The organism is Paenibacillus sp. B-A-8 (genome assembly GCF_048572915.1).
Taxonomy (GTDB): domain Bacteria; phylum Bacillota; class Bacilli; order Paenibacillales; family Paenibacillaceae; genus Paenibacillus_AQ.
Genome location: NZ_CP183882.1, coordinates 1,947,082 through 1,966,062 on the forward strand (window position 1 = coordinate 1,947,082; position 18,981 = coordinate 1,966,062).

Genomic DNA, 18,981 nt, shown 5'->3' on the forward strand with positions numbered 1-18,981 from the left:
GAAGGGAAGAGTGTGCAAGGAGATATTGATCTTTTGCTGGGTCATCCGCTAGGTGCCTTGCTTGGCTACTTTGCAGTGGCAATTCTAGGGCTCGTTGTATTTTTGTCTATTTTTGAAATGGTAACGAAATATAATTGCTGGGAAGAAATTCGCAAGGGAAACTTGGCAGTAGCCATGGCTACTGGCGGCAAAATCTTCGGAATTTGCAACGTGCTGCGCTTCAGTATTGAATCAGGTGTCTCGATTTATGAGACGATGAAGTGGTCGGTTGTTGGTTTTTTACTGCTGCTGCTTGCCTATTTTTTATTTGAATTTCTAACCCCGGTATTCTCTATTGATGAGGAGATCGCTGCGGATAACCGTGCTGTTGGGCTAATAGCAATGCTGATCTCGGTTTCGTTGTCTTATGTGATCGGTGCAGCTATATTTTAAATAAAATAGGCGGTTTTGCACCTCCCTACAAAGGATTCCAGATGGATCTGGACAAGCTTTGAAATGAGCAGCTCCACTTTGTGGGGGATTAGGAGGATATCATGAAGATTCTTACCCGAGTTCTGTTTGTGTCAGCCATTGCTTTTATAGCAGCCGGTATTATTTATTTAATGATGAACTAAATTTAAACGTGAAGTAAGAAGGAGATTATAAAGATGGAAACAACTGTGTGCCCTTGGTGTCATACTGAAATCGTATGGGACGAGGAATTCGGACCAGAGGAAAATTGTCCTCACTGTAACAATGAACTTAACGGATATCGTACTGTTACAGTAGGGATAGACGGCATCGAAGATGAGGAAGAGGAAGTTGTAGAAGAACCTAAACAAGAGGTTATTAATGATGAGGATCTTTGGGGCGACGTCGACAAAGACAGTGTAGTGCCTATCTACAACACGCTCAATCAATTCGGTGACGATTATGATTTGAATAAGTATGAAGAGCGTGTATCGGGTATCTTAGCGATTCAGGAAGAAGCACCCGAATGTACACAATGCCATGAATTAACTATCCTTGCTGGAAAGCAGCTTGTTAACAACTTCGAGCCTTCTGCACCGGCTACACTGGGTGGACCTGTATTAACATCTCCATTCTCGCTTAATGTCTATGTGTGCCCATCATGTTTCCATGTACAGCATAGTCTGGCGCAGGAAGACCGTATTCAGCTCGTACGTAATCTGAGTACCGATAAAGCATAAGTATCATCATAAAAAGCTTAGTCCTCTTATTGACTATAAGGGGACTAAGCTTTTTTTAATTCCATTTCTGTGTATTAACGTTCGTATTCTGAGAAGGAGAAGGTTTAACTGATCGTGTCAACGAGAATAGATCTAGCTCCGGCCGGTGTTTACCCGCAATCGTATCTGTTAATAACTCCGCAGCAATCATGCTGTACACCGTCCCATTGCCTCCATAACCCTCGATGAAATAGCAATGAGGGAACTTGGGATGTGGGCCGATATAAGGGAGCCCATCACGCGTGGAGCCGAATACAGCTCCCCAGGAGTATTCAATCTCGATGCCTTTGATTTCAGGAAACAGAGCTTCCAGCTCTTCCAGTAACCGTTGACTCTGAGAGATTACTCTGACATCACGACGCTCGGGATCCGTCAATGGCTCATCTTTGCCTCCTGCAATAATACGTCCCTCCGGTGTTGTCCGAAAATACAAATACGGTCGGGCGGTTTCCCAAAGAAGGCTGCGCTCATGCCATTTCGGAAATTCCTTCAGAGGCTTTGTCATCACAGCATACGTATTGATCAGCTCAGCGCCCCGGTCTTTTTTAAACTCCTGCGTTTCATAGCCCATTGCAAAGATAACCTTTTTCGCAATGATGCGTCCATGCTCTGTGTGGCAAATTACGCCATCTTCAGTAAATTCATAGCGTTTAGCCTCGGTTTGCTCATAAACATGTACACCATTCATTGCTGCCTTGGCGATCAGGCTGTGAACCGTCCGGAAAGGATTCGCCTCTGCATCACCGCGTGAATAAAGCGCAGCGGGTTTTGAAAAAGAATACACAGAAGCTATTTTTTCCTCTTCCCAGAAATCAGAATCGAATCCGTGAGCAACGAGATTCTCATATTCTTCTCGCAGAGCGGGTACATCCTCATGTGTACTGGCATATAAAAGGCTGCTGCGAGGAATGATTTGGGGATCGATATCGAGTTTGGCCGGCAGATCCAGAATATTTCTAACCCCTGCTTGGCATAGCTGATAAAAGAGCAAGCCGTTCTTTTCTCCAAAGGTGTTCATACATGAGGTTAACGATTTGTCGTTAGATATTTGCAGCAGACCAGTATTGGCATGTGAACTTCCGCTGCCAACTCGTTTTTTTTCGATCAGAACAGCCTCCGCTCCGCTTAACGACAAGCGATAGGATGCCATTGCTCCGCCCATTCCAGCGCCTACAACCAGGCAATCACAGCGTATGGTATCCTCTAGCGCGGGATAAGTTGGAGGGTCTTGTAAAGTGTTTCTCCAAGGGGGGGTGCCGCTATTTAGTCTCATGAAATTGATCGCTCCTTCATTCGTTCCATAATTAAGTATGGGCGGCATATTACCGTCTCATTCGCAGCATGTTCTTATTTTTGTCATATCTCTCTAATGCTCTCGGGCAAATAAATGGTGTGTGTTGGCGGTATACTAAAGCCTGTTTGGATCAACTACAAGGAGGGACTACAACACATGCAATCAAATCAAATGCAGGCATTAAGCGGAAAAGAACTGGAATATATTGCCGACTCCATTTCCAACGAGGATTTGCTCCTCAAGCAATGCGCGGCCACAGCTGCGACAACACAGAATGAGCAGGTTCGTCGAATTTGTATGGAGCACATGCAAAACCATACACAACACATGACTACACTTACTCAGTTAATCCAGCAACATCAGCAATATGCGCCTACAAGCCCACAATAAATGCATTATTAAATCTTAAGGAGGTTATTTTATGAACGCACAAAATTCAGCAGCATTTATGCCAGATGAGGATTTGATGAACACCATTTTGTGTGACTTGAAGCGGACGGTCCGTGAATATGCGACCGCCGCTACAGAATCAGCATGTCCAGCGGTTCGTCGGGTGTTTAACGACATGACCATGAACACGCTTCGACTTCAGGGCGAGCTTTATACGCAGATGTCCCAACTGAATATGTATCCTGCACCTGCAAAAGCATTGCGCCAAGATGTAGACAAGCAGCTCCAAACTGCACAGCAATTGCAGCAAAAAGCCGGACAATTTGTTCAGCAAAAAACCGGACAAGCTGGATCCTTTGCTCACAATACGAACGCGCATCTTCATTCGAATGGGCAACATCAACCGTCTCATTTAATGTAACCAAGTTGGTTATCGGATGAAGCATCCTGTCTCATCGTTTTAAGAATGACGCCTGTTTATACCGGAGGGATCCAGTATAAACAGGCGTTTTTTGTATATAAATCCATTTAGCTGAGTAAACACAGTCTTCTATGCGGACATCATATGGGGTTATTTTGTTTGCAGAGATGCTCAATTCATGTCATATTAGTATTAAACTCTTTTCGCGGGGCGACGCATGAATAGCGCAACGTCATTTGCGAACTATCCGGAGGGAAGGCATGAAGGAAATGAACGAACTAAAGAGGAAAGTGCTGGAACTGCTTAAAGAGGACGCGAGAAGATCTACTGCACTCTTAGCTACGCTGCTTGGTGAGGAAGAAGAAGACGTGAAGACGGCGATTGGGCAATTAGAGAAAGACCATGTAATTGTTAAGTATGCCGCCGTTGTAAACTGGGATAAAGTGGATGATGAGAAGGTTACTGCGCTGATCGAGGTGCAGATTACACCCGAACGAGGCCGCGGATTCGAAGGTATTGCGGAGAGAATCTACCTGTATCCACAAGTGAAATCCGTTTACCTCATGTCAGGTGCTTACGATCTTCTAGTAGAAGTGGAAGGAAGAAACTTACGGGAAGTGGCCAACTTTGTTTCTGAGAAGCTGTCTCCAATCGATTCAGTACTCTCCACAAAAACGAACTTTACCCTTAAAAAATACAAACAGGATGGGATCATCTTCGAGGAGCATGAGGAAGACAACCGTCTGATGATCTCTCCATAAAGGAAGTAATCATATGATCACGAATAAAACACAGCTAACTGAAGAAGACAGCAAATCAATGAATTCTTATTTGGCCCCGCTAGTACAGCAGATTCAGCCTTCGGGTATTCGCAAGTTTTTTGATCTGGCAGCAGGCAGCAAGGATATCATATCACTTGGAGTCGGGGAGCCTGATTTTAAGACCCCTTGGCATGTCAGAGAAGCTTGTGTCTATTCGCTGGAAAGAGGGTTTACAGGTTATACATCCAATGCAGGTATGCCTGAACTGCGGGAGGGCATTGCGAATTATTTACACACCCGTTTTGCAGTGGAATATGATCCTGCGAATCAAATTATAGCAACGGTCGGCGGAAGTGAGGCCATTGATCTGGCTTTGCGCGCTTTGATCACGCCAGGTGATGAAATTCTTATACCAGAGCCTTGCTATATTTCCTATTCCCCGATAACGGCTATTGGCGGGGGAATTCCTGTAGGCATTGAAACGACTGGAGAGAATAACTTTAAGCTTACTGCGGAGAGTTTGGAAGCGAAGATTACTTCACGCTCTAAAGTTCTGATTCTGTGCTACCCGAGTAACCCAACGGGAAGTGTTATGACCCTAGAGGATTGGGAGCCGATCGCCAAGGTTGTTGAGAAGCATGATCTTATTGTAATTTCAGACGAGATTTATGCAGAATTGACTTATGGAATTAATCATGTCAGCTTTGCTTCATTGCCAGGTATGATGGACCGTACGATTCTGGTCAGCGGCTTCTCCAAGGCTTTTGCTATGACTGGATGGAGAATGGGTTATGCTTGTGGTCACCCTGATTTAATCTCCGCTATGCTTAAGATTCACCAGTATACTGTGATGTGTGCTCCTTCTATGGGTCAGGTAGCAGCACTTGAGGCACTGACGAATGGGATGGAAGAAAAAGACCGAATGGTTGATTCGTATAACCAACGGCGGAGGCTGATTGTTAAAGGTCTGCGTGATGCCGGACTGGAGTGCCATGAACCGCAGGGTGCATTTTATGCTTTTCCAAGCGTGCGCAAAACGGGACTGACTTCTGATCAATTTGCACAGCGTCTGTTGCTTGAATATAAGGTAGCAGCTGTACCTGGAAGTGTCTTTGGATTAGGTGGTGAAGGATACCTACGCTGCTCATATGCCACGTCAGTATCTCAACTGAATGAAGCGATAGAACGCATTGGTGCTTTTGTCACACAATTGGAACGAGAGAGAATGGAATAGAGAAAATTGGACTATAGCCTATCTCATAATCCTATGGTATTATTTTACTTTGAGAGTAATTAGCCCCTATAATAGAACTAACAAGGATGTATTTTACTCTGGAATTAAGCGTTGCTTTGAAGTTAATTTTTATACTTTGATGATATTTTGTGGCACGCGTTTAATAATACTTTTAGGCTTATGCTTCTAAAGCGAGTTTTGTACAAAGCTCTTACGAGAAGCAACGCTGTACAAACTTTTAGGAGGGATGATTGTGCTTAATGCCGATTATTACTTACCTTCCTATGGAGGGCAATGTTTTTCTGGAAGTGGGAAACTGTCCCCCAAGGGTGATGCATCTGCTCGCATACTCTCTCTGGAAGATGAAATTAGAATACTCCGTACCAAGATGGAGCAACTTTTTTTGCAGGAAAAATCATTCACTTCAGATAATGTGATTGAAATTAGCAGTTTACTGGATCTCAAGATAAATGAATACATGAAGGGGCGTCCAGTTGGAAAATAACGTCGCAACATGCTGATGAAGAGGACCTTAGGGTCCTCTTTTTGTTGTTCCTTTTAAGCTCACACATCGCAATATTGCAGACGGAATTGGAGAGAATATGTTTTAAAGTAGATTCCTACGGCGGGTGAACGGGGTAATTCCCACTATAGTTCCTAGCTGAGAGGTATGAAGGAGGTTTTTTGTTATGATTGATTTGGATTTGTTGATTGTGAATGCAAATGTGTTGACCTTAGATGGGGAAAATAAGAAGGCTGGATCTGTAGGTGTTACGAACGGAAGAATTACGGGGATTTGGTTAGAACAGAGGCCATCCTCAAGTGAAGTGAATATTACTGAAAGAACCCAGTGTATTGATCTACAGGGCGCGACCTTGCTTCCTGGATTTATAGATACTCATAATCACATGATCAGCGCTATTATGCTCAGACAATATCTGGATTGTAAAAGTCCGCCTAATCGTGATATTTCCGATATTCAGTTCCGTATCAAACAAAAAGCTTTAAGTGTAGAGAAAGGAAACTGGATTGTGGGTTTTGGATATGACGATACTGCCTTATCAGAGATGAGACATCCTACCAAAAAAGAACTTGATGAAGCGGCTCCAGATCATCCAGTGATCATTTATCATATTTCCGGTCATTTGGGAGTTGCTAACTCTCTAGCTCTGGAACTGGCAGGTGTTGATGAGCAAGCCCTTGATCCCGAAGGTGGAAGCTTTGGTAGGGACGAGGAGGGTCATCTTAATGGAGTTCTCTACGAAGGGACGGCGCAAGCGGTTGGTGCTTATGCTCCAGAGCCTAGTGAGCAGGAGCTTCTTTCGTTAATAAGTGAAGAGTCGTTGTCTTATTTATCGCAGGGGATTACAACGAATACAGATGCGAAGATTGGAGTGACCAATGAGATAGATGATTTGGAATTGTGTTTCAAGGCCATTGAACAAGAGCGACTACCTATGCATATGAAATTGATGATCGCGAGTGATAGGCTTCGAGAAGGCAGCCAAATGGGTTCAATGACTGCGAATGAAGTGGATGCGTATATTCGCAAACGATCAGGTGGCCGTGCTTCATTAGATAGTGCTAAAATGTTCCAGGATGGTTCTATTCAAGGATTAACCGGAGCGCTTCGTGAGCCGTATTTCAATGATCCGGATGTGTCAGGTAATCTCATCCATGCTCAGGAAGAATTAGACGCTGAAGTGAAAGACTTGCATGATAGAGGCTTTCGTATTGCGATTCATGGGAATGGAGACCGCGCAATAGGTTCGATTTTGGATGCCTTTGAGCAGGCAATTCTAGAAAATCCGCGTCCCGATCATCGTCACCGGATTGAGCATGCCCAGACAGCAACTACTGAAGATCTGATCCGAATGCATGACTTAGGTGTCGCAGCCTCTTTTTTTATCAATCATGTGTATTACTGGGGTGACCGTCATGAAAAGATTTTTCTAGGACCGGAGCGGGGGCGAAGAGTCAATCCCTTGGCAGAAGCGGCAAAGCATAACGTGTTATTTACGCTTCATTCAGATGATCCAGTAACCCCTATCTCCCCTTTGTTCTCAGTATGGGTAGCCGTAAATCGGTTAACTAGCGATGGCAAAATCCTCGGTCCGGAGCAGCGAATCGATGTAGTCACGGCTCTGCGGGCAATGACATCTTACGGGGCACAACTGATTTTTGAAGAAGATGAGGTAGGAACGATTGAGCTTGGCAAGCGAGCTGATTTTGCTATAGTAGCAGAAGATCCAACATCTGTTGATCCGCTTCACATTAAAGATATTTCTATTCTAGGTACGTTGATTGACGGGCGGATTGTCTATAATAATGGCCTTACGCTCTTTAAAAACAATTTGGTATAGATGTCGATTACTAACTATATTCTTCATTTGCCAATTTTATATAAGAAAGCTTAAACTAGCATTATGTGATTTGAAGAATGGATAGGAGGAACAAGCCTTGGTGATTTATACACGTACAGGTGACGCGGGTCAAACTTCAGTGATCGGCGGCCGGGTTGGTAAGGACGATGTCCGAGTTGAAGCCTACGGAACCATCGATGAACTGAATTGCTTTGTAGGGCAGGCGCGGAGCCTGATGGAGGACGATCAGTTTGACGATGTACGCGAGCAGCTGCTGGAAATCCAGCATGAACTATTCGATTGTGGAACCGATCTGGCTTTTATTAAGCTGGGTGAGGGTGGTCAATATATGGTAACAAGCGAGATGGCTAAACGGCTGGAGGGCTGGATTGATGATCTTCAAGCAGAGAATCCGCCACTAGAAAAATTCATCCTCCCTGGGGGCAGTCCTCTAGCTTCGGTTCTACATGTGTGCCGTACGGTTTGCCGCCGGGCGGAGCGTCGGGCAGTTACACTTGGACGAAATGCGGACATTAACCCGGAAGCGGTTATTTATTTGAACCGGTTATCGGATTATTTCTTTGCGCTGGCTAGAACGGCTAATACACGGGCAGGAATTACTGATGTAGAATATATTCGCAGTAAAAAGGTGTTCCGGGACTAATATGACAAGCTATTATTCACCTATTACTTACATCATACCGCCTGAAGAGGATGACTGGCTGTTGAAGACGATCCTGCATAAACGGATGGATGTCTCACGCAAATTGTTGTCGCGCCTTAAGCAAACAGAACAAGGGATTACATTAAACGGAGAGCGTGTTTATATCAGCGTACGTGTTAAAGCAGGCGATATTGTACAGATTCGCATGGAAACAGAGACTTCGGATGATATTTTACCGCAACCGATTCCCTTTGAAATTCTATTTGAAGATGAGCATCTGCTTGTTGTAAACAAAGCTGCAGGTATTATTGTACATCCCACGCATGGACATTACACCGATACACTGGCTAACGGAGTAGTTCATTATTGGGCGCAAAAAAATGAACGGTTCCGCTTTCGACCTGTCCATCGTCTGGACCAGGAAACCTCCGGTGTGTTAGTCATCGCCAAGAATCCATATAGTCATCAGCATATTTCCGAGCAGATGATTGCCGGCACTGTGGACAAACGTTATGCTGCTTTTGTTCATGGCGTCCCTACCAAGCCTTTCGGTGATATTGACGGACCTATTGATCGTGATCCTGAGGAGCCGCATCGGCGTATCGTGACACCGGATGGATATCCTTCTCTGACTCGTTACGAAGTTAAGGCTGTATATACACAAGGATCAAAAGTTGAACTGAAGCTGGAGAGTGGTCGTACGCATCAGATTCGGGTCCATATGACCTCGATCGGCTGTCCTTTGATTGGTGACAGCATGTATCGTCATGAGCTGTATAATCTACCGGATTTGACTTCAACTCAAAGCGAACAGTTGGAGTCCGTTGTAGCACTAGATGCATCTATCCCTCGTCAAGCTCTGCATGCGGTACGTCTAACGTTCAAGCACCCAGTGCTATTGCAGGAAATGATCTTTGAAGCTCCTTTGCCGCCTGATATGGCGGCCTTGGAGGAGATATTGGAGCAAGGACCGATAGTGAATTTGAGGTAAGATTAATACTCAGGCTATGAAGTAATGCAGGGGAAGTCCGAACATTCCCCGTAGTTAAGAATTATTAGCCGACAATTAAAGGAGAACAACATGAGCAAACTAAAAGTATATCAATATCCTAAATGCAGCACCTGCCGCAGCGCGGTGAAATGGCTACAAGCTCAAGGTCATGAGCTGGAGCTTCAGCACATCGCAGAACAGCCACCTACAGTTGAAGAATTACGTGAATTGCTGGCCAATAGCGGTCTTGAACTGAAAAAGTTTTTTAATACAAGCGGTGAAGTCTATAAAGCATTAGGTCTTAAGGACAAAATGGCACAGCTTAGTGAGCAGGAGAAGCTAGAGCTGCTTGCTAGCCATGGTATGCTGAATAAACGTCCGATTGTCACCGATGGAGTTAAAGTTACAGTAGGATTTAAAGAAGATCAATATGCTGAAGCTTGGACCAATACCTCCAAGGCATAATCCCGTAAAGGGATGTCCCCATTCTCGACCGTATGCTCCCTATGGAATAATTGTCTTTAATTAAACAACAAAAGACCATGATTCTCATTTGGGACTGACCCCATAACGTGAGACAAATCAAAACACCTTCAAGAGAATGGAACCTTGTCGTAAGATAAGGAGATCATCTTGGAGGTGTTTTTGCATTGGCAACCAGAGTAAGTTATCCCGTGGAAATAAAGATGAAAGCTATAGAAATGAGATTAGCAGGAGTACCTGTGAAAGAGGTTATGGAGCAGCTCGGAATACGGAATAAGACACAGCTAAAGACATGGATGAGATGGAATCGAAATGGTGAACGACATCGTTTGGAGCAGCCGGTGGGTAAACAGTACAGCTATGGCAAAGGTCCGGAGGACTCTTCGGAACTCGAAAAAGTAAAGGCAGAGAACCGATTCTTAAAACAACAATTAGATCTGCTAAAAAAGTACGAGGAGTTGGAGAGGAGGTGGAACCAGAGGCCGTTATTGCCTGGATTGAATCCATTCGAAACGAAGTGACGGTGTCTGAGGCTTGTAGATGGCTCGGAATCGCAAGAACGACTTACTACCGCTGGAAAGCAGCTGTGAGGACAAAGCATACAGACAGACTGGTGGAGAAAATCCGGGAGCTTTGCATCCGTCATAAATTCCGCTATGGGTACCGGAAAATCACGGCGCTCCTTCGGATAGAGCAGAGTATAAATCATAAGCGAGTCCAGCGGATCATGCAGTGTGAGGGGCTTCAGTGCCGCGTGAGGATGAAAAAACGAAAGGTGACTGGGCAATCTGTACACTCCTTTGAAAATCTGCTCAAGCGACAGTTTCATGCAGAAGCACCTCTGCAAAAACTCGTCACGGACATTACCTATTTGCCATTTGGCGGGAAGATGTTGTACTTCTCCAGCATTCTAGACTTGTACAATGGTGAGATTGTGGCTTACAGTATAGCAGATAAACAAGATACCTCTTTGGTGTTGGATACATTAAATCAACTTCCAAAGCAGAAAAAGATGTTGTTGCATAGCGACCAGGGCAGCGTGTATACGTCCTTTGCGTACCAGGAAGCTGTAAAAGGAAAAGGCATTACCATGAGCATGTCCCGTAAAGGAACGCCCGCTGATAATGCCCCCATTGAATCGTTTCATTCCACTCTAAAGTCTGAAACGTTCTACCTCGAAGATCTCACATCTACAACGACTGCAATCGTTGTAAAGACCATTCGAGACTACATCATTTACTATAACTCAATTCGAATTCAAGCGAAACTAAATAACCAGTCACCGATGGATTTCCGGCGACTGGCTACTTAAACTTGTAAGGTGTTTTGATCCCTGTCTCACAAACGGGGGTCAGTCCCTTTTGAGAGCCATGGTCTTTTATGTTATTTTAAGAGATATGAATAAGCTCCCATATGTGTAACTTTATGATCCCTTATCAGATCAGGCTTTTTCTGATAGAATACTCTTTGTGCAATAGCTTGGACAAATGCGTAATATGAATAGAACGATTAAAGGAGAGGTTTATACATGAGAGCAGAAACAAAGGGCCGTGTAATGCTTGTAGATGGAATGGCTCTGCTGTTCCGGGCCTTTTATGCGACCTCTTATGGAGGATATATTCGCAAGACAAAAGCTGGATTACCGACGAATGCAGTGTATGGTTTTTTACAGTATTTTTTCGATGCGGTAAGTACATTTGAGCCTTCTCATGTCGTATGCTGCTGGGATATGGGCAAAGGAACGTTCCGCACCGAGAAATACGATGGGTACAAATCGAATCGGATTGAAGCGCCGTTAGAGCTGATTCCGCAGTTTGATCTCGTAAAAGATGTAGTAGCTGAGCTAGGCGTTCCGAATATTGGTCTTGCAGGCTATGAGGCGGATGATTGCATTGGTACACTGGCTTCTTGTTACAGTGAAAATTCTGAGGTATATATTTTGACGGGTGACCATGATATGCTTCAGCTCATTGATGAGAACGTTAAGGTCGTAATTATGAAAAAGGGCCGCTCTAACTATAAAGTGTATGATCTTGCAGAGCTGCTGGAGGAAAAGGGTCTTACTCCTAGACAGGTGATTGACCTGAAGGGCTTCATGGGAGATACCAGTGACAACTATCCTGGAGTAAAAGGGATTGGTGAGAAGACTGCACTGAAGCTGCTGACCGAATACGGCACAGTTGAAGGTGTAATTGAGAATCTGCATCTGCTTCCTAAGGGTGTGCGTACCAAAATTGAAGCAGATTTGGATATGCTGCATTTATCGAGAGAGCTAGCTGAAATCCGTTGCGATGTACCGGTGGTCTGCGAGTTGACGGAAGCCTTGTGGCAGCTTCAACGGGAAACAGCCGCGCGCAAATTTCAGGAGCTAGAGTTCGGCAGCTTGATGCATTTGATTGCTGAGGTGCAGGACGAGCGGGGAATTGTCCAGATTGAGTTAGGCGATTTGGGTTAAGGAAAGAAGAGTTCTCTTCTCATAAAAATGTGAATAAACATAATGGCAGGTCAAGGTTATCATCCTTGGCCTGCTTTTTTTATAGGTGATTATTTATCATATATTGTAATAAAATGTCTTTGTTTATCGAAAATACATTTTAATGTTTCTTAATGAACATATTTGTTTAATTTTTCCTTATGTTAAATAGAAGAATGGAGAAATTATAGATCAAATATAGTAAATAAATTGGTTATTTATGCACTGTTGTAAAAATATTACTATGATAGCATAAAAGAATAAAATTGCAGTAGGTGATGAGATGAAGGTTCTTTTGGTCACGCACAAATTTCAAAAAATAATAGTCAACTACTTTAAGCGGACCATAGATATCGTAAATGACACAGATTTAACACTAAGTGAGGTACTGCATTATTTGGAGGATACTAATCCAATTGTAGACAGCATATTGATAACAGATGAGGCTTTGTCAGTGAGAACTGAGCAAAACAAGAATGACTTAAACGATCTTGTAAATTGGCTGATAGCTAATCGAAGGTTAGATGTAAAGATTTTGGTTCTCACGAGGAACTTCAAACAAGAGGCGGAGCTAGAGAGTGCAATCAATAGATACTCGAATCTCCAAATTAAGATTTGCGAATACATACGAATACCACCCGCTGTTTTCCGTGAGGCTGTGGAGCATTTATCCGACAGTAAAAGCAGTGTAGAAACCGCTAGAAGCCTGGAGAATAAGGGGAATAAAAGTAGTACGGAGAAAAAAGGATCATTTCTGGATCGGTTTAAACCAAAACCCAAGTCCCTACCTGAATTTCAGGCTACGGATAATCTTACAAAAGAGCTGGATAAGGTCAGTCGAGGGATTAGCCGAATTGTTGCGATCACTGGCCACAGAGGTTGCGGAATAACGAGTACAACAATCAACGTGGCGAGTGAAGCTAGCAAACGGGGATTAAGTGTTTTGGTTCTAGATATGGATATCGAATATCGCAGCACCAACATGTACTTCAGCAGCTTTCACGAACGTTCTAAAAGGGATGAAGGGATTAACGCTTCATTAATTCGAACACTGGCTAGGCCGCAGGATTATATGACAACAGCTTTTCATGTGAAAGACAATCTTTGGATGGCAGGGCTTGGCTACAGCTTCACTGATCCGAGGCTGATAGAGCAATTTTATAATAGTTCGAAGCTAGTCGGTCTTGTATCCTTACTGAGAAATAAGTTCAATTTAATATTATTGGATATGCCACTTCATTTATTGGAAAAGTTTGGTGATGTAATGATTCATATTGATAGCTTTGGTATGTGCATCCCTAATAATCTCTACTCTGTTTTGAGTACGTTAAAGAACGTTGAAGGTACCCTTGATAAGGAGAAAGCGGCTTATTTGAACGCGAAATCAAAGGTAATCGTTACCAAATACAATGATAGATCACGGTTTCAAGGAGATATATTCACACCAGACAGAGTAAGCGAGATTATGGCATCGGGTTTACTAGAAAGTTTTACATATGAAATGAAAGTAGCAGGTTATGTCTCGTATAACAATGATTTTGATTCGCAAATCGAAAGTGACGTACCGCTTGTATACACGGGCACAGACCATGAAAGGACCTACGGAAACATACTTCTACGATTACTGGAGGGAGTAAGTTAAATGGATTTGAGCGGGATTAAGAGTAAGACTCCGAACAGACATATGTTCAAACGAGTCGCAGCATTGCTCTTTAGCATATTGATCATTGTAATCTCTTATATGGTTATGACAAAGGCTAGTAAGGATGCCAATGATGTCGTTGAAGTGTTGCGAGTGAAATCGAATGAGGGCATTCCTGCCTTCGTTATGATCTCAGACAATACGGTTGAGAAATACCAGATCATCAAAAAAGAATACACAGAAGATATGCTGTTATCTGAGGATTTGGATTCTGTAAAGGGAAAGCTTACCGCCTATTATATTCGAGGAAACAGCGTGCTTTATAAAGATCAATTAATCGATGAGAAACCTAAACAAAATGAATGGCTGTATCAGGTTAACGAAGAGAATGAGGTGTTGACACTCCCGTACAATTTCCTTGAGGTAGGGGGCGATATCCTAATGCCTGGTGACCGCGTTCGTATCCGGGTTTCTTATGAGGTTGACGAGAAAAGTGCAGTGGGTAGCAACCCTAATACTATTTATTCAGAGTCAACTAATACGATCAAAAAGACAGAAGTGTTGTTCGATAGCATTATTGTAAAGGATATGCTCAACTCTAGCAGTCATTCCATTTATGAGGTTTATAAAGAGGTTCAAAAGCTGAATTCACAGAAGAAACAGGATGTTATGAAAAGTAAAGATTTTTTGAAGAACATTCAACCTAAAGCTTTGCTTCTAGAAGGAACCAGCGAACAAATTAATAACTATGCCAAGTATAAAGGGTTAAACGGGAATTCATTTTTAATTACAATTCTGAGCAGAAAAGATAGTGATGTCATCATTGATCAATTACCCACGTTGGAGAATGAGGTGGAATCGTGGATAAGCGAAGAGGATTAGGGCTCGATAGTATTTTTCAGAAAATATCATCCAAAGATCTTGTCGGTGCAGAGCTTCAAGAGAACAACCTAATTTATAGTGTAGTTGGATTTATTCCCGCTTGCGATGGTGTTGATAATGCGATGCTTATCAGTAACTTAGCTTATCTTATTTCACAAAAGGGGTTGAATACCTGTGTAGTTGATTTGAAAGTATTCTATCCGAACTTATATCAATTTCTGGATGTGCCTACACAGAAGAAGGGGAATGGTCTAATCAAGGTTTTGAAAAGCGATAAGGTAGATTTCAGGGATGAATTACAGCAGACCAAATACGATAAACTGTTTCTTTTATCTCCGAGCCCGCAAGACTTAATGGAAGAATACTTTGATTTTGAGTTTGAGAATTTAGAGCGCGTCATTACTACACTTAAACAAATGTTTGATATCGTACTGATCGATATTCCCAACAATCCACCGCTCGAATTCTGTCTCGGAGCCATGAAATATTGCCATATCGGCTTTTTTACAGCAACAGAGCGAATGGAAGCCACAATCAATATGGTAAAGCTGCTGGACTACGCCAAATCAGTGGGAGTCAGTACAGCGAAATTCACTAGTGTAGTCCTTATGAATTTTCAGAATATTGAATTTGATTATAAGGTGATGAAGGATATGGGCTTTAATATCGTGACCGTATTACCGCTAGTGAAGGATGCGGTGGTTCGTGCACATGAGGGAAGGCTGTACATAAAGGATAACCCCCTAATCAATAAATATTTCAAAAAAGAGATTCAAAAACTGGCGGATCAGTTGGCGGATCAGTAAAGGGGAGAGTAAATTGCTGACACGCGGGAAAATAAGTGATATGCAGCAAAAAGTACTACATCAGGTGGGTCCCAAGGAAAGTATGGAGGAATTGACCAATAAGTATACGACGATCAGCTTTGAAGAGGCTTTGGAATTGTGCCAAAAGTATATTACCAAAATAACCACACATGCTTACAGGCGCGAGAATGACCCTGCCCGTAAACGTGAAATGACGAAAGCATATATCAATGAATTTGTAGACGCTCAGAAGCCATCTGTCGAAGGATATCATGATTTAACCCAGTTGAAGAACGCGCTTACGAATGAAATCACGCATTATGGTCCGATTACCAAAGCGATGGAGGATCCATCCATTGATGAGATTAGAGCGAATGGTCCAGATCAAATCTTTGTGGAAAGCGGCGGCAGAAGCATACAGTGGGATCAGCATTTCACAGATCGTGATCATATGGAAAGAATCATCTCCAAACTTATTGGCGTGTCTAAGGTACGCTTAATCCCTAAAATTCCCATGGTTAATGCCAGAACGATTGAAGGGTATCGGGTAAACGCAACGCATGCAGATATATCACCTTACGATCAGCCTGCTTTTGTAATTCGAAAGTTCAGTAAGAAAAGTATTGTTCCGAAAATGCTGATCGAGAATAAATCATTCTCTTCTAACATGTATAAATTGTTGTCATTGATCCCAAAGTCAGACTTATCGTGGATCACGGTGGGACCTACAGGAAGTGGGAAAACAACACTTAATGAAATTTTGGTTAAGGAGATCAATCCTCTTTCCAGAATTATAACGATCGAGAATCCTTCAGAGATGCGATTAATTCAACGAGAAGACGGTAGTGAACACGGTAGAGTATTGAATGACGTCCTTCAGTATGAATCTGTACCTGATGATGATGATTCAAGCCCGGCGACCATGGAGAATTTGCTTATTAACGCTATGAGGCAGTCACCACACTGGATAGGGCCAGGGGAACTTCGGACACCCGGTGAATTCGCAACGGCACTCCGAGCAGCCCAAACAGGTCATTATTTTTTCTCTACACTCCATGCTGAAGGAGACAAGGAAGCGATTTATCGGTTTTTAACCGCGTATCTTATGGCATCTAGCGAACCTGCGGAACTTGCACTTCGAAATATATGCAGTGCGGTAAAATTCGTGATTTTCCAAGAGAAGCTAGCGGATGGCACCCGTAAGGTTACCTCCATATCGGAAGTTCTGGGGTCGGAAGATCTGAATCCGCTGATTAATCAAATTTACAGGTTCGATTGTGATGATGTTATTGAAGAGATGGTGGATGGCAAGAAGGTCGTCAAGATTGTTGGAAGACATTTGCGGGTAGGGAAAATATCCGCGAAGGTGCAGCAGCTTATGCTGAAGGCCGGAATAAAGAAGAGCAGATTTGAATTTTTTACTAAGGATCCTACGGAGGATGAAACAGAGGTGTACGAATTCGATGAATACAACTTTAATCATTAGTCTTCTTTTGGGAACGGCAGGATTTGTGCTTATTAATGCTATTTTTGAAGTGAGATTCTTCCAAGGCTCATTAAGATATATTCTCGATGTCATTGATACCCTCGCAGAGTATTTAGGCAAATACAATACGAAGCGATATGTGGACCGTATCAAGAAAGAGAGAATCGTCAGGCAGAAGGAGAATATTTATGCGAAATACAATCGCTTAGTAGAAGGGCTAATTCTTGATTTTAATATGCCTTTTACATTAGAAAGCTTTACCTCTATGCTCTGCATTTGTTTCGCTATTATAGCGCTGCTTGTCGTTCTTGTTATGGAGAGTATTACGCTTTCGGTTGTAATCACCATTTCGATCTTTGTAGGATTGCTTACTTTTTTTGTGATGCAGTCTAGAGCCATACAGGCGGAACGACTTGAGAATATTATGGATGCCGAGGATATCATTTGCCCGTTAGCCCGGGAAGGGGTCCTTGTAGCCATCAAAAAAGTAATGGAGAACGATGAATATATCAGCGCTAATCTTAGGCCGTATTTCCAGCAGTTTATAGATAATTGTGATAATAACGGTTACTCCTTTCGGCAAGCAATTACGCTATTGAACAGACAGCTTGGACCTAAATTTGATAATTTCACCAAAAAAGCAGTCGTCTTTGAATACAACGAAAGAAGAGGAATGGCAGATATTTTTCTCGATATCGTGGATGAAAATGCGGTGCTTCGTGAAATCAACACCAAAAAGGAACGAATCTTCAGAAAAATGAATCGCGACTTTATGTTTAAAACTGGAATTATTGTGCTATTTTTCTTATATGCATTGACGGTGAAGGATTTCAGGCAATTCATGCTAATGAGCAATGCCGGGAAATTAATTAATACGCTGTTAATTAGTGTGATCTGCTTGAGTTTTGCACGAAGTCAGGTGCTTCAAGGGAGCGTGGGTACCGGAGGTAGGCGCAAATGATATTTCTGATGAAGCTCATCGCTATGTTGTCCATTCTTTACTTGATTAAAGTCCTCTTGTATCCCTTCTTTAAGCCTGTAAGCAGAAAACAGAAAAAACGTGCACGTCAATACATAAAACAGCGTAAAAATGCTATTTTCCAAGAAAAATTCAATCAATATAAACGAAGAATTGCTAGGAAATATGTCAAAGGCCTGCTGGGAAGTGCTGAAAGGCTAAGATTCAAAAAAATAATAGACAGATTAGATCTTCAAAAAACACCTGAGGAAATACGTACTGAGCAATATATGTTCACGCTAGGCGCGATCCTAGTTACTCTATTTTTTCTAAAGGTAAATATTCTGCTAGGCTGCGCTTCTGCCATCTTCATCATGCTGGGCTGGTTGTATCCGGTCGTGGAGCTTGAAAAGGTTATTGAGAAGAAGAATAAAAATATCTCATTGGATTTCCCGGCTTTTTACAGCATGGTTTATTACCAGTATGTAAAGTCGGTCAATATACATTTTGCCGATGTACTCAAGGATTATATCCCAAATGCGAATCCGGATATTGCGGAAGAGCTTGGCGTAATGCTGGACAACATCGATTATGGAGAAGAGTTTGCCTTCAAACAGTTGAAGAAACGTATCCCGATGCACTATATCATCAAATTCTGCGACATTATGGAAACCAGACTAAAGGGGTATGACAATGTGTCTCAGATGGCTTATCTCAAGAATGAATTGGATGGTTTCAGAATCAGGGCACTGGAAGAGGAACTTGAGAGCAGGGAGCGCAGCAGTGCAAGAATTCAGTTAGTACTTATTATTGTTCTGGCTATTTACATCGTTATCTATTATTTGTTTACCATTTTGAGTTCTATGAAGCTGTTTCAATAATTCGAAATTATTTCTAGGGAGAG

General features: G+C 42.7%; 20 protein-coding genes. 19 read left to right on the top strand and 1 reads right to left on the bottom strand.

Annotation, left to right across the window (positions count from 1 at the left end; all coding sequences use genetic code 11):
• Positions 1 to 12 precede the first annotated feature (12 nt).
• Together ACN6MV_RS08520 and ACN6MV_RS08525 are read left to right on the top strand one after the other, a co-directional pair.
• Complete coding sequence (locus ACN6MV_RS08520; RefSeq protein ID WP_042125581.1) at positions 13 to 432, top strand: DUF350 domain-containing protein; 420 nt, start codon at positions 13 to 15, stop codon at positions 430 to 432.
• Between the two features lie 215 nt (positions 433 to 647).
• Positions 648 to 1,190: a hypothetical protein gene (locus tag ACN6MV_RS08525; protein WP_042125583.1), complete on the top strand. Its 543-nt coding sequence runs from the start codon at positions 648 to 650 to the stop codon at positions 1,188 to 1,190.
• Between the two features lie 55 nt (positions 1,191 to 1,245).
• Here the strand turns inward: ACN6MV_RS08525 and ACN6MV_RS08530 are convergent, their stop codons facing one another.
• Positions 1,246 to 2,502, bottom strand: coding sequence for an NAD(P)/FAD-dependent oxidoreductase (locus ACN6MV_RS08530; protein WP_042131980.1), 1,257 nt, complete (start codon positions 2,500 to 2,502; stop codon positions 1,246 to 1,248).
• 177 nt (positions 2,503 to 2,679) lie between these two features.
• Between ACN6MV_RS08530 and ACN6MV_RS08535 the strand changes: the two genes are divergently transcribed.
• The 17 genes from ACN6MV_RS08535 (at position 2,680) to ACN6MV_RS08615 (ending at position 18,958) form a co-directional block, all read left to right on the top strand.
• Positions 2,680 to 2,913, top strand: coding sequence for a hypothetical protein (locus tag ACN6MV_RS08535; RefSeq protein WP_042125585.1), 234 nt, complete (start codon positions 2,680 to 2,682; stop codon positions 2,911 to 2,913).
• 31 nt (positions 2,914 to 2,944) lie between these two features.
• Positions 2,945 to 3,334, top strand: a complete 390-nt coding sequence (locus ACN6MV_RS08540) for a spore coat protein (protein WP_339289874.1) — start codon at positions 2,945 to 2,947, stop codon at positions 3,332 to 3,334.
• A gap of 260 nt (positions 3,335 to 3,594) precedes the next feature.
• A complete protein-coding gene (locus ACN6MV_RS08545; RefSeq protein WP_042125589.1) occupies positions 3,595 to 4,095 on the top strand; it encodes an Lrp/AsnC family transcriptional regulator in 501 nt (166 codons plus the stop codon).
• A 13-nt stretch (positions 4,096 to 4,108) separates the two neighbouring features.
• Positions 4,109 to 5,329 carry an aminotransferase class I/II-fold pyridoxal phosphate-dependent enzyme gene (locus ACN6MV_RS08550; protein WP_042125591.1) on the top strand — a complete coding sequence of 407 codons (1,221 nt, stop codon included), beginning with the start codon at positions 4,109 to 4,111 and terminating at the stop codon, positions 5,327 to 5,329.
• A 316-nt stretch (positions 5,330 to 5,645) separates the two neighbouring features.
• A complete protein-coding gene (locus tag ACN6MV_RS08555) occupies positions 5,646 to 5,834 on the top strand; it encodes an aspartyl-phosphate phosphatase Spo0E family protein (protein WP_076120863.1) in 189 nt (62 codons plus the stop codon).
• Positions 5,835 to 6,018: 184 nt separating this feature from the next.
• Positions 6,019 to 7,692 (top strand): amidohydrolase, encoded by a 1,674-nt coding sequence (locus tag ACN6MV_RS08560; protein ID WP_375102354.1) that lies wholly within the window; start codon positions 6,019 to 6,021, stop codon positions 7,690 to 7,692.
• Positions 7,693 to 7,789: 97 nt separating this feature from the next.
• Complete coding sequence (locus ACN6MV_RS08565; protein ID WP_042125597.1) at positions 7,790 to 8,356, top strand: cob(I)yrinic acid a,c-diamide adenosyltransferase; 567 nt, start codon at positions 7,790 to 7,792, stop codon at positions 8,354 to 8,356.
• A gap of 1 nt (position 8,357) precedes the next feature.
• Positions 8,358 to 9,347 (top strand): RluA family pseudouridine synthase, encoded by a 990-nt coding sequence (locus ACN6MV_RS08570; protein WP_339289876.1) that lies wholly within the window; start codon positions 8,358 to 8,360, stop codon positions 9,345 to 9,347.
• A 90-nt stretch (positions 9,348 to 9,437) separates the two neighbouring features.
• On the top strand, positions 9,438 to 9,812 hold the full coding sequence (locus ACN6MV_RS08575; RefSeq protein ID WP_042125601.1) for an arsenate reductase family protein: 375 nt from the start codon (positions 9,438 to 9,440) through the stop codon (positions 9,810 to 9,812).
• A 185-nt stretch (positions 9,813 to 9,997) separates the two neighbouring features.
• Positions 9,998 to 11,142 (top strand): IS3 family transposase gene (locus tag ACN6MV_RS08580; RefSeq protein WP_156114830.1). Its coding sequence is split into 2 segments (ribosomal slippage): positions 9,998 to 10,286 and positions 10,286 to 11,142, totalling 1,146 coding nucleotides; the frame shifts between segments, so codons are not numbered across the junction.
• Positions 11,143 to 11,358: 216 nt separating this feature from the next.
• Positions 11,359 to 12,285: a 5'-3' exonuclease gene (locus ACN6MV_RS08585; protein WP_042125603.1), complete on the top strand. Its 927-nt coding sequence runs from the start codon at positions 11,359 to 11,361 to the stop codon at positions 12,283 to 12,285.
• 301 nt (positions 12,286 to 12,586) lie between these two features.
• Positions 12,587 to 13,945 (top strand): hypothetical protein, encoded by a 1,359-nt coding sequence (locus tag ACN6MV_RS08590; protein WP_339289878.1) that lies wholly within the window; start codon positions 12,587 to 12,589, stop codon positions 13,943 to 13,945.
• On the top strand, positions 13,946 to 14,827 hold the full coding sequence (locus ACN6MV_RS08595) for a hypothetical protein (RefSeq protein ID WP_042125607.1): 882 nt from the start codon (positions 13,946 to 13,948) through the stop codon (positions 14,825 to 14,827).
• Complete coding sequence (locus tag ACN6MV_RS08600; protein WP_076119199.1) at positions 14,806 to 15,633, top strand: hypothetical protein; 828 nt, start codon at positions 14,806 to 14,808, stop codon at positions 15,631 to 15,633. The genes ACN6MV_RS08595 and ACN6MV_RS08600 overlap by 22 nt, the downstream gene beginning before the upstream one ends.
• Before the next feature lie 13 nt (positions 15,634 to 15,646).
• Positions 15,647 to 17,119, top strand: coding sequence for a CpaF family protein (locus ACN6MV_RS08605; RefSeq protein WP_042125611.1), 1,473 nt, complete (start codon positions 15,647 to 15,649; stop codon positions 17,117 to 17,119).
• On the top strand, positions 17,097 to 18,080 hold the full coding sequence (locus ACN6MV_RS08610; RefSeq protein ID WP_042125613.1) for a hypothetical protein: 984 nt from the start codon (positions 17,097 to 17,099) through the stop codon (positions 18,078 to 18,080). The genes ACN6MV_RS08605 and ACN6MV_RS08610 overlap by 23 nt, the downstream gene beginning before the upstream one ends.
• Complete coding sequence (locus tag ACN6MV_RS08615; RefSeq protein WP_042125615.1) at positions 18,077 to 18,958, top strand: hypothetical protein; 882 nt, start codon at positions 18,077 to 18,079, stop codon at positions 18,956 to 18,958. The genes ACN6MV_RS08610 and ACN6MV_RS08615 overlap by 4 nt, the downstream gene beginning before the upstream one ends.
• The last annotated feature ends 23 nt before the right edge of the window (positions 18,959 to 18,981 follow it).

Coding starts and splice junctions, on each gene's coding strand:
- ACN6MV_RS08575 (WP_042125601.1), top strand. CDS start 9,438: ATGAGCAAACTAAAAGTATATCAATATCCTAAATGCAGCACCTGCCGC.
- ACN6MV_RS08590 (WP_339289878.1), top strand. CDS start 12,587: ATGAAGGTTCTTTTGGTCACGCACAAATTTCAAAAAATAATAGTCAAC.
- ACN6MV_RS08535 (WP_042125585.1), top strand. CDS start 2,680: ATGCAATCAAATCAAATGCAGGCATTAAGCGGAAAAGAACTGGAATAT.
- ACN6MV_RS08595 (WP_042125607.1), top strand. CDS start 13,946: ATGGATTTGAGCGGGATTAAGAGTAAGACTCCGAACAGACATATGTTC.
- ACN6MV_RS08615 (WP_042125615.1), top strand. CDS start 18,077: ATGATATTTCTGATGAAGCTCATCGCTATGTTGTCCATTCTTTACTTG.
- ACN6MV_RS08525 (WP_042125583.1), top strand. CDS start 648: ATGGAAACAACTGTGTGCCCTTGGTGTCATACTGAAATCGTATGGGAC.
- ACN6MV_RS08550 (WP_042125591.1), top strand. CDS start 4,109: ATGATCACGAATAAAACACAGCTAACTGAAGAAGACAGCAAATCAATG.
- ACN6MV_RS08540 (WP_339289874.1), top strand. CDS start 2,945: ATGAACGCACAAAATTCAGCAGCATTTATGCCAGATGAGGATTTGATG.
- ACN6MV_RS08585 (WP_042125603.1), top strand. CDS start 11,359: ATGAGAGCAGAAACAAAGGGCCGTGTAATGCTTGTAGATGGAATGGCT.
- ACN6MV_RS08545 (WP_042125589.1), top strand. CDS start 3,595: ATGAAGGAAATGAACGAACTAAAGAGGAAAGTGCTGGAACTGCTTAAA.
- ACN6MV_RS08530 (WP_042131980.1), bottom strand. CDS start 2,502: ATGAGACTAAATAGCGGCACCCCCCCTTGGAGAAACACTTTACAAGAC.
- ACN6MV_RS08560 (WP_375102354.1), top strand. CDS start 6,019: ATGATTGATTTGGATTTGTTGATTGTGAATGCAAATGTGTTGACCTTA.
- ACN6MV_RS08570 (WP_339289876.1), top strand. CDS start 8,358: ATGACAAGCTATTATTCACCTATTACTTACATCATACCGCCTGAAGAG.
- ACN6MV_RS08610 (WP_042125613.1), top strand. CDS start 17,097: ATGAATACAACTTTAATCATTAGTCTTCTTTTGGGAACGGCAGGATTT.